Consider the following 13,725-nt stretch of genomic DNA (forward strand, 5'->3'; position numbering starts at 1 on the left):
GCCCTTGTGCAATCCACCATTGGTGGGGGGTCGAACTGCTTCAGCCGGTGTTGCGCAGACCGGCGGCGATGCCTGCCACCGTGACCAGCAGCGCCTGCTCCAGACCGCCGCAGGCGTCGCCCGCGCAGCGTCGGGAGCGGGCAAGGAGTTCAGCCTGGAGCAGGTGCAAGGGGTCCAGGTAGGTGTTGCGCACGCCGATCGACTCGCGGGTCTCGGCGGCGTTGCCGAGCAACTGGGATTGTCCGGTCAGCCCCAGCACCACGCGCACCGACTGCGACAATAGGTCGCGTAAATGCGTACCTAATGGTCGCAGTTCCGATTGCACCAGACGCTCGTCGTAGAGTTGGGCGATTTCCCGGTCGGCCTTGGCCAGCACCATCTCCAGCATGTCGATACGGGTGGTGAAGAACGGCCACTCCTTGCGCATGCGACCCAGCAGCGCCCCTTCGCCCCGCTCGATGGCGTTGAGCAGCGCCTCCTCCCAGCCGAGCCAGGCCGGCAGCATCAAGCGCGTCTGGGTCCAGGCGAAGATCCACGGAATCGCCCGCAGGCTTTCCACCCCGCCCTCGCGGCGCTTGGCCGGCCGGCTGCCCAGCGGCAGGCGGCCCAGCTCCTGCTCCGGCGTGGCCTCGCGGAAGTAGTCGACGAACTGCGGGTTCTCCCGCACCACCGCACGGTAGGCGGCGAGGCCATCGGCGGCCAGCCGGTCCATCTCCTCGCGCCAGGCGGGCTCAGGCACCGGCGGCGGCTGCAGCGTGGCCTCCAGCACCGCGGCGAGATAGAGGTTGAGATTCTGCTCGGCGATACCCGGCAGGCCGAACTTGAAGCGGATCATCTCGCCCTGTTCGGTGGTACGGAAACGCCCGGCCACCGAGCCCGGCGGCTGCGAGAGGATCGCCGCGTGGGCGGGACCGCCGCCACGACCGACGGTGCCGCCGCGGCCATGGAACAGCAGCAGCTCGACGCCGTGGCTGCGGCAGATCTCCACCAGCGCCTCCTGCGCCCGGTACTGCGCCCAGGCCGCGGCCAGGGTGCCGGCGTCCTTGGCCGAGTCGGAGTAGCCGATCATCACTTCCTGCGGGCCGGCCAGGCCCATGCGGTAGCTGTCCAGGCTGAGCAGGCGGTCGATGCAGGGGCCGGCATTGTCCAGGTCATCCAGGGTCTCGAACAGCGGCACCACGCGCATCGGTCGCTGCAGTCCGCACTCCTTGAGCAGCAGTTGCACGGCGAGCACGTCGGAGGGCTGCCCGGCCATGGAGATGACGTAGGAGCCCAGCGACGCCGCCGGCGCCTCCGCCACCACCCGGCAGGTCGCCAGGACTTCGGCGGTTTCCGGCGATGCCGCGTAGTTCGCCGGCAGCAGGGGGCGGCGGCTGGCGAGTTCTTCCAGGAGGAATTCCTGGCGCACGGTTTCGTCCCACTCGGCATAGTTGCCCAGGCCGAGGTATTCGGTGATTTCGCTCATTGCCCTGGCGTGGCGCGTGGAGTCCTGGCGCACGTCCAGGCGCACCAGGAACAGGCCGAAGGTGGCCGCGCGGCGCAGGGAATCGAGCAATGCGCCCTCGGCGATCACCCCCATACCGCAGTCCTGCAGCGAGCGGTAGCAGAGCTGCAGCGGTTCGAGCAGCTCGCGGTTGTCCGTCAGCACCTCCGCGCCCGGCGCCTCGCCGCTGTGGATGGCCCGCTCGGCCCAGGCGCGGGTGGCGCGCAGGCGTTCGCGCAGTTGCTTGAGCAGTGCGCGATAGGGTTCGGCGACCTCCCCCACCTCGGCGCGCAGCTCGTCGCTGGCCTGCTGCATGGACAGGTCCGAAGCCAGGCTGTCGACATCGCGCAGGTACAGGTCGGCGGCCATCCAGCGCGCCAGCAGCAGGACTTCGCGGGTAATGGCAGCAGTGACATTGGGGTTGCCGTCGCGGTCGCCGCCCATCCAGGAGGCGAAGCGGATCGGCGCGACGGACAGCGGCAAACGCTCGCCCAGCGTCTGTTGCAGGGTGGCGTCGACGTGCCGGAGGAAAGCCGGCAGCGCCTGCCACAGGGAGTGTTCGATGACCGCGAAGCCCCATTTGGCTTCATCCACCGGGGTCGGCCGGGTACGGCGGATTTCCTCGGTGTGCCAGGCCTCGGCGACCAGCCGTTGCAGGCGCCCGCGCACCGCTTCGCGCTCCTCCGGCAGCAGGTCGGTGTGATCGTCGGCCGCCAGTTGCGCGGACATGGCGTCGTATTTCTGGATCAGGGTGCGCCGTGCCACTTCCGTGGGGTGCGCGGTCAGCACCAGCTCGATTTCCAGCGCCGCCACCTGCCGCGCCAAGCCTTCGGCGCCCAGGCCGGACTTGCGCAGGCGGCTGAGCAGTTCGCCCAGCACGCGGTTCTCGAAGGGCTCCGGCTCCTTGGGCGTGCGCCGGCGGATGCGGTGGTACTGCTCAGCGATGTTGGCCAGGTTGAGGAACTGGTTGAAGGCCCGCGCCACCGGCAGCAGTTCGTCCTCGCCCAGCGCGTCGAGGGTCGCCGTCAATTGCCGGGCGCCTTCCGCCGAGCCGCGCCGCGCAGCCTTGGCGCCGGTGCGGATGAGTTCGATCTTGTCGAGGAAGCCTTGTCCGTACTGGGCGCGGATGGTCTGCCCCAGCAACTCGCCCAACAGGTGAACGTCCTCGCGCAGGCGCGCATCGATATCCGGCATGACGGGTCTCCTTGTGCTGAGAGTTTTACAGTGCCGCTGGCGACACCGGCTGACAAGCGTGCGACGAACGCCAGCCATCCAGCTCGGACAGCGACTAGGCTCAAAGTGATCCCGAGGTCATCGGGAAAACCTGCCGGCGGACCCACGAGGCCCGTCCTACACGCCCGCCACGAACGGGCTACAGAGGTGAACATGAAAATCCGCGATCTGGTACGCCATTGGGAACAGAACGCCAGGGGGCGCATGACCAAGCATCACTACAGCATCCCGCTCGACGTGGAAACCGCCGCGCGGCTGGCCGCCCTGCATGACATGTATCCCAAGCGCAGCGTCGAGGAGCTTCTGGGGGAACTGGTCGGCTCGGCGCTGGAAGAGCTGGAAGCGAGCTTCCCCTATGTGAAGGGGCAGAAGGTGGTGGCGCAGGACGAACAGGGTGACCCGATCTACGAGGACATCGGCCCGACGCCGCGCTTCCTGCAGCTGTCGCGCAAGTACCTGCATGAGCTGACGGAGGCCAAGGAGTCGAACCACTCCTGAAAGAAAGCGCCCCGGCAATCGCCGGGGCGCTTTGCTTTAGCTGTAGGAGCCGTCAATGCCGGCCGTGGACGCCCGGCACGTGCAGATGCCCCGCCTCCGCGCAGGCATCCGGAATCACCGACGGCTCCGCCGGCTGCTCCAGCTCGCGCAGGATGCCGCAGTCCTCGCTGCTGCCATCGCCGCTGCAACGAGCGCGCAGGTCGCGCAATTGCTGACTGAGCGATTGCAGTTCGGCGATCCGCACCTCGACATGGTGCAAATGCTCGTCGATCAGCCGATTGGCGGTGCCGCAGTCGGATTCGGGGCGGTCGCGCAGGCCGAGCAGGATGCGGATTTCGTCCTGGGTCATGTCCAGCGAACGGCAATGGCGGATGAACGACAGCCGCTCCACATGGATCGCATCGTACTGCCGGTAGTTGCCCTCGCTGCGCGACGGCTCCGGCAGCAGGCCTTCGCGCTCGTAGTAGCGGATGGTCTCCACCGGGCAACCGGTCAGTTTCGCCAGTTCACCGATCCTCATCTTCGACCTCCTGGTTAAAGACAGTCTTGACTCTGTAGTTACTACAGGGTGTGCAATCAGTGGCAACTCGTCAAACAGGAACGGACGACATGACTGCCAATCGCCAGGGGCCGATCATCCACGGCCCCGTCCAGGATCAGCAACACAGCGACGCCGCGAGTTGCTGCGGCTGCGACAAGGGCGCGCTGCTGCGCGCGCCGGCAGCTGCACCTGCCCATCATGCGCATGACCATGGCCACGATCACGATCACGATCACGATCACGATCACGATCACGATCACGGCGAGGATCGCAGCGCGCTGGCCCTTGACGCTGCAACCGCGGTGAGCGGCGCAGCCAGCGGCGAGCTGCGCTGGACCAGCCTGCGCATCGAAGCCATGGACTGCCCCACCGAGGAACGCCTGCTGCGCGACGCCCTCGGACGCGTGTCGGCGGTGGAAAGCCTCGACTTCAACCTGATGCAGCGCCTGCTGCGGGTGCAGCACCGTTTCGACAGCATCGAACCGCTGCAGAAACTGGTGGCTTCGCTGGGCATGCAGGCCGAGCCGCTGGACGAGAATGCCCCGGCCGCGGCCCCCGCCGCCAGGCAGAAACCCTGGTGGCCGCTGGCGCTGGCCGGCGTGGCCGCGGCGGCATCGGAGTTCTTCGAATGGTTCGCCATCGGCCCGCAGTGGCTGGTGGCAGCGCTGGCGGTAGCGGCCATCCTCGGCGCCGGCCTGCCGACCTACCGCAAGGGCTGGATCGCGCTGAAGAACCGCAACCTGAACATCAACGCGCTGATGAGCATCGCCGTGACCGGCGCCATGCTGATCGGCCAGTGGCCGGAAGCGGCGATGGTCGCCGTGCTGTTTGCCATCGCCGAGCTGATCGAAGCCAAGTCCCTGGAACGCGCGCGCAACGCCATTCGTGGCCTGCTGCAACTGGCGCCGGAACAGGCCACGGTACAGGTGGACGGTGAATGGAAGGAGCTGTCCGCCAAGTCCGTCACCCTCGGTGCGCGGGTACGCGTGCGCCCCGGCGAACGCATCGCACTGGATGGCGAAGTGCTCGACGGTCGCTCCAGCGTCAACCAGGCGCCCATCACCGGCGAGAGCCTGCCGGTGGAGAAACAGGCGGGCGATACGCTGTTCGCCGGCACCATCAACGGTGAGAGCGCACTGGAATACCGCGTCACCCGCGTCGCCGACGACAGCACCCTGGCGCGGATCATCCACGCAGTGGAAGAAGCCCAGGGCTCGCGCGCGCCGACCCAGCGCTTCGTCGACCAGTTCTCGCGCATCTACACGCCGGTGGTGTTCCTCATCGCCATCGCCACCGCCCTGCTGCCGCCACTGTTCTTCGGCGGCGCCTGGCTGGACTGGGTGTACCGCGCCCTGGTGCTGCTGGTGATCGCCTGCCCCTGCGCGCTGGTGATCTCCACCCCGGTGACCATCGTCAGCGGCCTTTCGGCGGCAGCGCGCCTGGGCATCCTGATCAAGGGCGGGGTGTTCCTCGAACTGGGCCGCTCGCTGGACTGGATCGCCCTGGACAAGACCGGCACCCTGACCGAAGGCCGTCCGCGCCAGACCGACTACACGGCTCTGCGTGAACTGGCCGGAGCCGACGTGCGCATCCTCGCCGCCAGCCTGGCTGCGCGCTCCGATCACCCGGTCTCACAGGCCGTGGCCCGCGCCGCCGAAGCGGACAATCTCGCGCTCTACGGCGTCGGCGAGCTGACCGCCCTGCCCGGCCGTGGCGTGAAGGGCGAGATCGATGGCCGTCTCTATCACCTGGGCAACCACCGTCTGGTGGAGGAACTCGGTCTCTGCTCGAAAGCGCTGGAAGCCCGCCTCGACGCCCTCGAACAGCAGGGCAAGACGGTGATCGTGCTGCTCGATGCCGAAGGTCCGCTGGCCCTGTTCGCGGTGGCCGATGCGGTGAAGGAAACCAGCCGCGAGGCGGTTGCACAGTTGCATGAGCTGGGCGTGAAAACCCTGATGCTCACCGGCGACAACCCGCACACCGCCGCTGCCATCGGCGCCCAGGTGGGCATCGATGCGGCGCAGGGCAACCTGCTGCCGGAGGACAAGCTCAATGAAGTGAAGCAGCGTCAGGAGGGCGGCCGCCGCGTCGGCATGGTCGGCGACGGCATCAACGACGCTCCCGCCCTGGCCCGCGCCGACATCGGCTTCGCCATGGGCGCGGCGGGTACCGACACCGCCATCGAGACCGCCGGCGTGGCGCTGATGGACGACGATCTGCGCAAGCTGCCATCCTTCATCCGCCTGTCGCGTCAGACCCACCGCGTGCTGATCCAGAACATCAGCCTGGCGCTGGGCATCAAGGCGGTGTTCCTGGCCCTGACCCTGGCCGGCGAGGGCACCCTGTGGATGGCGGTGTTCGCCGACATGGGCGCCAGCCTGCTGGTAGTGTTCAACGGGTTGCGGTTGTTGCGTTATCAGGGCTGAGGAAAACCGCCGTAGGGCGTACAACCGTTAGCGGTTGTACGCCGATACACCGCGATCATCAGCGGGTGCCTGGGTCGAACTCGGAGCGCCCTATGGCTGGGGCTCGGGATGGAATCGGTACGCCCGGAAGCCAAGGTCAAACGGCGTATAACGTCGAACGTTATACGCCCTACGCTCCCGGCTCTGCTCCTGGAGGCCTGTAGGGCGAATTAACGCGCAGCGTTATCCGCCGCGATGGGTATCGCTGCGCTCCACGCCATCCTACGTACGAGACTCCTGCAACGGCGAATAGACCCTCAGGCCAACAACCGCCGGTACAGCTCCGCCATCTCGGCCGAGAACGCCACCAGCACCAGCGCCTCCAGCGAGCTCGTCGCCGGACGCGCACGACGCAGCTCATCGACGGCGATCTGCGCCGCCGCATCCGCGGGGTAGCCATAGATACCGGTGCTGATCGCCGGAAAGGCGATGCTGGCCAGGCCCCTGTCCTCGGCCAGTTGCAGGCTGTTGCGATAGCACTGGGCGAGCAGTTCCGGCTCGCCGTGGCCGCCGCCGCGCCAGACCGGCCCGACGGTGTGGATGACGAAACGCGCCGGCAGGCGGAAACCGGGGGTGATCTTCGCCTCGCCGGTCCGGCAGCCACCCAGCGGGCGGCAGGCGGCGACCAGTTCGGGGCCGGCGGCGCGGTGGATGGCGCCGTCGACACCACCGCCGCCCAGCAGCGAGCTGTTGGCGGCATTGACGATGGCGTCGAGGTCGAGACGGGTGATGTCGCCCTGCCAGACGCGGACTTCGGGGTGGCTCATGCTGCTTCCTCCCTTGTCAGCGGCGCCAGGGTTCTCCCGTCACTTCACTTGCTGGGGAGTCTCCTGACCCATGCAGCGTACGGCACGCTTGCGGCCGTCGACCAGCACGCCGGTCAGGCCCTTCTGGGTCATGTCGAACATCACCAGCACGCCGTCGATGCACTGCGCCTGCTGGTCGGCCGGGTCCAGCGCCAGCTTGGTGTCCTGGCCGGGAATGCTCTTCAGCATGGTGAACTGGCTCAGCTCCAGCGCATCCTCGGGTTTGGCGAAGTGCAGGTAACCGTAGTACCAGAGCGTGCCGACCGACACGAAGATGGTGGCGATGACGGTGAGAATGTACGAGATCGGATTGCGGTCGTTCATGGCTTGCCTTGTTCTGTGGAATCCGCTGGGGCGGGTTCCGGCGTTGACGAGTTCGGGACTTCGGCCAGCCGGCGCAATCCGGTGAAGCGCTGCGGATCGTCGAGGAAGCGCAACATCACTTCGCGCCAGACCGGTTCGCCGAAGGTTTCCACATGGTTGCCGCGGGTCAGCTGGAAGACTTTCGGCGGCGGCGCGGCCTTGTAGAGGCTCAGGCCGTTGTCCAGGGGCACGATGGTATCGTCGATGCTGTGAAAGAACAGCACGGGTGCGCCAGAAAGTCGCGGGATCGAACGAATCGCACTGTCGCCATCCGGCACCACCCAGGACAGCGGCACCTGCAGCGGCCAGGTCGGCCAGGCATTGCCCAGGGTGTAGCGCGCTACCTGCCGGTAGCTGGCCGGAACGCCGTCGAGCACCACGGCGTGCAACTGCTTCTGCCGCTGTGGGTGCACGCCCAGGTAGTGCACCGCCATGGCGCCGCCCAGGCTCTGGCCGAGTAGGACCAACGGTTTGCCCTGTACCTCCGGAGCCTTGTCCAGCCAGGCGAAGGCGGCGTCGATGTCCTGGTAGATCGCCGGCAGGCTCGGCTCGCCCCCGGAGTGGCCGTAGCCGCGGTAGTCGACCATCAGCACCTGGTAGCCCTGCTCCGGCAGCCAGTACGTACCGCCCAGGTGCCAGGCCATGTTGCCGCCGTTGCCGTGCAACTGCAGCACGGTGCCCTTCACCGGCACACCGGCCTTGGCCGGCAGCCACCAGGCGGAGAGTTTCACGCCATCGGCGGTGGTCAGCGTGACGTCGCGATACTCCAGCCTGGCGCGCGTGGGGGTGATGGCGACATCGGGGCTGGGATAGAACAGCAGCGAGCTGCAGCCGGCCAGCAGGGCCAGGCAGGTGACGAGGGAGAGACGCAGGGCGGTCATTCGGAGTTGGTCCTTACCTCTTCACGGGCACGGTAGGTGGCGTCGTAGATGCGCTCGGCCAGGCGCGAGAACGGCAGGCTCTGCAACCAGACGGTGCCGGTGCCCTTGAGGGTGGTCAGCAGCATGCCCTCGCCGCCGAACAGCATGCTGCGCAGGCCGCCGGCCAGCTGCACGTCGTAGTCGATGTCATCGGTGAAGGCCACCAGGCAGCCGGTGTCCACCCTCAGCGTCTCGTTCTTCAGCTCGCGGCGGATCACCGTGCCGCCCGCATGGACGAAGACCAGGCCGTCCCCCTCCAGCTTCTGCAGGATGAAGCCTTCGCCCCCGAAGAAGCCCGCGCCCAGGCGCTTGGCGAAGGCGATGCCGACTTTGGTGCCATAGGCCGCGCAAAGGAACGAGTCCTTCTGGCAGATCAGCTTGCCGCCGACCTCGCCCAAGCGCACCGGCACCACGCTGCCGGGATAGGGTGCGGCGAAGGCAACATGCTGCTTGTCCTGGCTCTCGTTGGTGAAGTGGGTCATGAACACCGATTCGCCGCTGAACTTGCGCTTGCCGGCGCTCCACAACTTGCCCAGCAGGCTGGAGTCCGAGCCGTCGCCCATGCGTGCGGCGAAGTGGATGCCGCCGGTCATGTAGTTCATGGCGCCGGCTTCGGCGATCACCGTCTCGCCGGGGTCCAGTTCGATCTCCACGGTCTGCATGGATTCGCCGAGGATGCGGTAGTCGAGGTCATGGCTGGGCATAGCGGGCACTCCTGGCCGCCCGTGCGAATCCGTGCGGGCGCGCCGTTCAGAGGATGTTGGCGTAATCCGCCTCGATGCGGTCGAGACTGAGGTGGTTGAGGAAGTTGGAGAAGCACATCCAGGCCGACAGCGCGTTGAGGTCGCGGAACTGCGGCGGCAGGTACTTGGGCGGCACCACCAGGCCTTCGTCCACCAGCTGGCGCAGGGTACGCATGTCCTCCAGGGTGGCCTTGCCGCAGAACAGCAGCGGGATCTGTTCCAGCTTGCCCTTGCGGACGGCGAGCTGGATGTAGTTGTAGATCAGGATGAAGCCCTTGAGATACGACAGGTCCTTGGTGAACGGCAGGCCGTCCGGCGTCGAGCCACGAAACACCCGGCTGGAGTTCTGGTAGCTGCTCTCCATGCTGTAGCCCTGCTCGCGGTAGAAGTGGAACACCTCGAGGAAGTCCGCCCCCTCCTCCGCCATGTGGATGGCGCGGGTGCGGTTGGTGAGCTTGCGCAGGCGCGTCGGGTAGGAGGCGAAGGCGATCACTTCCATCAGGATCGCCAGGCCTTCCTGGGTCACGGTGGAGGACGGCGGGCCCTTGGCGAGGAAGGTGCAGATCGGCTGGTTGAGCCCGTTCAGGGTGGTGCCCACATGCACCAGGCCCTCGTGGACCTCCAGCGCGCGCACGTCGCGCTCGTTGAACAGCGCGTCGGCGCGCACCTTGATGTAGTCGGCGCCGGCCGCGGCGTCCGCAACGATGCCGTCGGACTCGAAGACGCGAATGGTGTCTTCCTTGTCGTCGAACACCTTGTTCAGGCGCTCCTGCAGCATCCCCACCACCTGCGTGGCGGTGAGCGTCTTGGGCTCGTCCTTGAGGTCGCCACGGTCGGCGATGTTGTTCAGGTAGTCCGAGAGCATCAGGCCGAGGTCGGCCAGGGTCGGGTCGCCGGCGTGGAAGGCGTCGGAGGCCGAGCCATAGAGCTCCTGGGAAATCAGCCCGAAGTCCTGGGTGCCACGCGCTTCGAGCATGCGGATCACCATGCGGTATTCCTTGCACATGCGCCGCATGATCTGCCCGACCGGGTTGAACTGCCCCAGGTGGCGGGTGATGTCACGCTCGATGTTCTGGAATTCCTGCTTCTTGGCGCTGGCGTCGAAGGCCAGCGGGCGCCCGTCGTAGTAGCTGCGGTCGACCTTGGGCGCGTGCTTGCCGCGGCCCTTGAGGAAGTCGTCGCGGATGCCGTCGTCCCACTTGATGGCGTCGAGCACACGGATCGGCGTCTGCGCCTCGACGATGCGGTCGGACAGACCGCGGATGATCTGCTGGTATTCGGTGGGCGAGGTCTGCTTGCGGCGCGGCGTCATTGCCGTTCTCCCGGAGTCACGCGCGAATAGCGCAGGGCTTCGACGAACACGTCCGAGTTGGCCGGGTCGTTCAGGTAGGCGATCACCTGGGCCAGCGGACTGCTCACCAGGGCGCCCTCGCCCTGCTCGGTGTCCACCTTCTGCCCCTTCAGGGCGCCTTCGCCCATGTCCTGCAGGATGTGCTCGACATCCAGGTTATAGATCACCAGTTCGTCCTTGTCGGTGATCTCGAAGCCGGCCAGGGCGAAGTTGCCGCCCATGCTCTTGGGCAATCCGGCCGAGAGGTACCAGCGCTTGCCGTGGTGAGCGACGGTGAAGCCGAAGTCCTCGACGCTGTCGGTGTTGTCCTTGCTGTCGAGGTAACTGATCGCGCGATAGACGTTGGAGCCGGAACGGGTGACCTCGAGGAACTGCTCCTCGCCGTACTCGTTCACCCGCGACCACTGGCCCAGCAGATGGGCCGGCGCAGCCTCGTTGGCCGGAATCGGGTCCTTGAACGTCACCAGGCAGCCACTGAGCAGGCAGATGCTCAACAGCAGCAGTGCACGCCAGACTTTCATCACGCCCTCCTTAGGTCCCGCCGCCCCTCATATGGAAGGGAAAATCGCGTCGGGAGCAGAAAACCCCGCCGGATGGCGGGGTTGCAATGCTGTGGTGCTTACAGGCCCATCACCAGGTCGAGGTAGCGGCCAAGGATGGCACGCATTTCGTCGACCTGCAGGTGCTCGGCCCCGTCCAGCAGGCCCTGATACTCCATCTGCAGGATGATGGCCGTCAACACCTTGGCATCCTGTTCCGGCTGCTTCGAGCCGAGCACTTCGAAGAAATGCACGACGCCCAGGGAGAGGATGCGCCGGTGCCGTTGCGCCAGCTCCATCAGGCTCGGATTGAGCAGCGCCTCCTGGCGGAACGCCTGCTCGGCCAGCAGGTGCTCGCGGCGCGAGGTGAGTTGCGCCTGCACGTACTTGATCGCCAGCTCGACGATATTGTCGGTCAGCGCGCGGCGTGCGTGGGGGTCGTCCTGGCCGAGGCTCGCGGCCATCGCCTGCAGGTCGCCCTCGACGCTGGCCCAGAACGCCGAAAGCGCCTCGGCGCTGCGTTCGACGAAGAGCGCGAAGGTGTCGGTGATGAGGTCCTGGATGTCCTTGAAGTAGTAGGTGGTGGCCGATAGCGGCACACCGGCCTCGGCAGCGACGGCGCGATGGCGCACGGCGCGCACGCCGTCGCGGACGATGATCCGCAGCGCGGCGTCGAGGATCGCCTGGCGGCGCTGCTCGCTGCCCTGGCGGCTGGCCTTGCGGCCCTGGTATTTGACACTTTCGGCGATGGCGCTGGCGACTTGCGCGGCGCTGTCTCGCGGGGACACTGGGGTCACTGGCATTACCTCCGGCGGCGCGGCCTGATGGCGCATTGTTCGGGCTTTTCGATGGGGAATCAATCGCCGCCTTGCGCTTGTTTCATTGCAACAGCACGGGTCTGGCATGGCAGTGCGGGCGGCGGAATATCCGGTCTGGGGTGTATGACGTGCCACAGGGCGTTCGGGCCACTTCAACTCGTCGGACGAGCGCCGGAACCTGTAGGAGCGGACCTTGTCCGCGAAAGCCCCCGCCGCCAATCCGGAACTGAAGGATGAACACCCAGCGGAACCGGGCGCGACACCAAGGTGCTTACCGGTCGGCATGCATTCCGCCGCGACGGATTTCGCGGACAAGGTCCGCTCCTACGGTTCGTTTTCGCTGCGGAGCAGGAACGAAAAAGGCCGCCCGAAGGCGGCCTCTTTCCCAGTTCCAGCGCTTACGCCTGCGGGCGCATGTGCGGGAACAGGATCACGTCACGGATCGACGGCGAGTTGGTCAGCAGCATCACCAGGCGGTCGATGCCGATGCCTTCGCCGGCGGTGGGCGGCATGCCGTATTCCAGCGCGTTGACGAAGTCGGCGTCGTAGTGCATCGCCTCGTCGTCACCGGCGTCCTTCTCCTTGACCTGCAGCATGAAGCGCTCGGCCTGGTCTTCGGCGTCGTTGAGCTCGGAGTAGGCGTTGGCGATCTCGCGACCACCGATGAACAGCTCGAAGCGGTCGGTGACGCTCGGGTCGTTGTCGTTGCGGCGGGCCAGCGGGGAGACTTCGAACGGGTACTGGGTGATGAAGTGCGGCTGTTCCAGCTTGTGCTCGACCAGTTCCTCGAAAATCATCACCTGCAGCTTGCCCAGGCCTTCGTGGCCGAGAACCTTGGCGCCGGCCTTCTTGGCGATGGCGCGGGCCTTCTCGACGTCGTTCAGGTCAGCCGCGGTGAGTTCCGGGTTGTACTTGAGGATGGCGTCAAACACGGACAGGCGGGCGAACGGCTCGCCGAAGTGGAAGACCTTGTCGCCGTAGGGCACGTCGGTGCTGCCGAGCACGGCCTGGGCCAGCTCGCGGAACAGCTCCTCGGTCAGGTCCATGTTGTCTTCGTAGTCGGCGTAGGCCTGGTAGAACTCGAGCATGGTGAACTCGGGGTTGTGCCGGGTCGAGACGCCTTCGTTACGGAAGTTGCGGTTGATCTCGAAGACCTTCTCGAAGCCACCGACCACCAGGCGCTTGAGGTACAGCTCCGGGGCGATACGCAGGAACATGGCCATGTCCAGCGCGTTGTGGTGGGTCTGGAAGGGCTTGGCCGCCGCGCCGCCGGGGATGGTCTGCAGCATCGGGGTTTCCACTTCGAGGAAGCCGCGATCGGACAGGAAGCGACGGATGTGGGCGATGACCTGGGAACGCACGCGGAAGGTGTGACGGGTCTCCTCGTTGACCATCAGGTCGACGTAGCGCTGGCGGTAGCGCTGCTCGGTGTCGGTCAGGCCGTGGTGCTTGTCCGGCAGCGGGCGCAGGGACTTGGTCAGCAGGCGCACGCTGGTCATCTCGACGTACAGGTCGCCCTTGCCGGAACGGGCCAGGGTGCCTTCGGCGCCGATGATGTCGCCCAGGTCCCAGGTCTTGATCTCGGCCAGGGTCTCTTCCGGCAGGGTCTTGCGGTTGACGTAGGCCTGCAGGCGGCCGCTGCTGTCCTGCAGGACGAGGAAGGAACCGCGGTTGAGCATGATGCGACCGGCGACCTTGACCGGGATGGCTGCGGCTTCCAGCTCTTCCTTGGTCGCGGTTTCGTACTGTTTCTGCAGGTCCGCGAAGTAGTTCGCGCGGCGGAAGTCGTTGGGGAAGGCGATGGCCTTGGCTTCACGCACGGCGGCAAGCTTTTCCTTGCGCTGGGCGATCAGCTTGTTTTCTTCCTGTTGCAGTTCGGTAGCGTCGAGTTGTTGGTCGCTCATGGTCGTTCTATCTGCCTGGCGTCTAAATCAAATGGGGTTACTGGCAGGAGCGGGCCGCCCG

General features: G+C 66.7%; 12 protein-coding genes. 2 read left to right on the forward strand and 10 right to left on the reverse strand.

Annotated elements, in window-relative coordinates:
* Nucleotides 1–40: 40 nt before the first annotated feature.
* Nucleotides 41–2,677 carry a phosphoenolpyruvate carboxylase gene (ppc, locus tag ACAW63_RS26110; RefSeq protein ID WP_371230254.1) on the reverse strand — a complete coding sequence of 879 codons (2,637 nt, stop codon included), beginning with the start codon at nucleotides 2,675–2,677 and terminating at the stop codon, nucleotides 41–43.
* A gap of 192 nt (nucleotides 2,678–2,869) precedes the next feature.
* Between ppc and ACAW63_RS26115 the strand changes: the two genes are divergently transcribed.
* Nucleotides 2,870–3,214: a pilin assembly protein gene (locus ACAW63_RS26115; RefSeq protein WP_371230256.1), complete on the forward strand. Its 345-nt coding sequence runs from the start codon at nucleotides 2,870–2,872 to the stop codon at nucleotides 3,212–3,214.
* 52 nt (nucleotides 3,215–3,266) lie between these two features.
* Here the strand turns inward: ACAW63_RS26115 and cadR are convergent, their stop codons facing one another.
* Entirely contained in the window at nucleotides 3,267–3,734 is a 468-nt protein-coding gene (gene cadR / locus ACAW63_RS26120; RefSeq protein WP_371230258.1) for a Cd(II)/Pb(II)-responsive transcriptional regulator, read from the reverse strand.
* An 89-nt stretch (nucleotides 3,735–3,823) separates the two neighbouring features.
* On the opposite strand from cadR, the gene ACAW63_RS26125 reads away from it, so the two are divergent.
* Nucleotides 3,824–6,181 (forward strand): heavy metal translocating P-type ATPase, encoded by a 2,358-nt coding sequence (locus ACAW63_RS26125; protein WP_371230259.1) that lies wholly within the window; start codon nucleotides 3,824–3,826, stop codon nucleotides 6,179–6,181.
* A 296-nt stretch (nucleotides 6,182–6,477) separates the two neighbouring features.
* On the opposite strand, the gene ACAW63_RS26130 is transcribed toward ACAW63_RS26125, so the two are convergent.
* The 8 genes from ACAW63_RS26130 to lysS all read right to left on the reverse strand — a co-directional run bounded on the left by ACAW63_RS26130 (nucleotide 6,478) and on the right by lysS (nucleotide 13,664).
* Nucleotides 6,478–6,987 carry an O-acetyl-ADP-ribose deacetylase gene (locus ACAW63_RS26130; RefSeq protein ID WP_371230261.1) on the reverse strand — a complete coding sequence of 170 codons (510 nt, stop codon included), beginning with the start codon at nucleotides 6,985–6,987 and terminating at the stop codon, nucleotides 6,478–6,480.
* 39 nt (nucleotides 6,988–7,026) lie between these two features.
* A complete protein-coding gene (locus ACAW63_RS26135; protein ID WP_275608275.1) occupies nucleotides 7,027–7,350 on the reverse strand; it encodes a hypothetical protein in 324 nt (107 codons plus the stop codon).
* Entirely contained in the window at nucleotides 7,347–8,270 is a 924-nt protein-coding gene (locus ACAW63_RS26140; protein ID WP_371230262.1) for an alpha/beta hydrolase, read from the reverse strand. Before ACAW63_RS26140 ends, ACAW63_RS26135 begins: the two co-directional genes overlap by 4 nt.
* Nucleotides 8,267–9,013, reverse strand: a complete 747-nt coding sequence (locus ACAW63_RS26145) for a TIGR00266 family protein (RefSeq protein WP_371230264.1) — start codon at nucleotides 9,011–9,013, stop codon at nucleotides 8,267–8,269. The genes ACAW63_RS26140 and ACAW63_RS26145 overlap by 4 nt, the downstream gene beginning before the upstream one ends.
* Before the next feature lie 46 nt (nucleotides 9,014–9,059).
* Nucleotides 9,060–10,364 carry a flavohemoglobin expression-modulating QEGLA motif protein gene (locus ACAW63_RS26150; protein WP_275608278.1) on the reverse strand — a complete coding sequence of 435 codons (1,305 nt, stop codon included), beginning with the start codon at nucleotides 10,362–10,364 and terminating at the stop codon, nucleotides 9,060–9,062.
* Nucleotides 10,361–10,924 carry a hypothetical protein gene (locus ACAW63_RS26155; protein ID WP_371230266.1) on the reverse strand — a complete coding sequence of 188 codons (564 nt, stop codon included), beginning with the start codon at nucleotides 10,922–10,924 and terminating at the stop codon, nucleotides 10,361–10,363. The genes ACAW63_RS26150 and ACAW63_RS26155 overlap by 4 nt, the downstream gene beginning before the upstream one ends.
* A gap of 98 nt (nucleotides 10,925–11,022) precedes the next feature.
* Nucleotides 11,023–11,739, reverse strand: a complete 717-nt coding sequence (locus tag ACAW63_RS26160) for a TetR/AcrR family transcriptional regulator (protein ID WP_371230268.1) — start codon at nucleotides 11,737–11,739, stop codon at nucleotides 11,023–11,025.
* A 419-nt stretch (nucleotides 11,740–12,158) separates the two neighbouring features.
* On the reverse strand, nucleotides 12,159–13,664 hold the full coding sequence (gene lysS, locus ACAW63_RS26165) for a lysine--tRNA ligase (protein WP_370599916.1): 1,506 nt from the start codon (nucleotides 13,662–13,664) through the stop codon (nucleotides 12,159–12,161).
* Nucleotides 13,665–13,725: the final 61 nt, after the last annotated feature.

The sequence above is a fragment of the Pseudomonas sp. QE6 genome (assembly GCF_041379005.1).
Taxonomy (GTDB): domain Bacteria; phylum Pseudomonadota; class Gammaproteobacteria; order Pseudomonadales; family Pseudomonadaceae; genus Pseudomonas.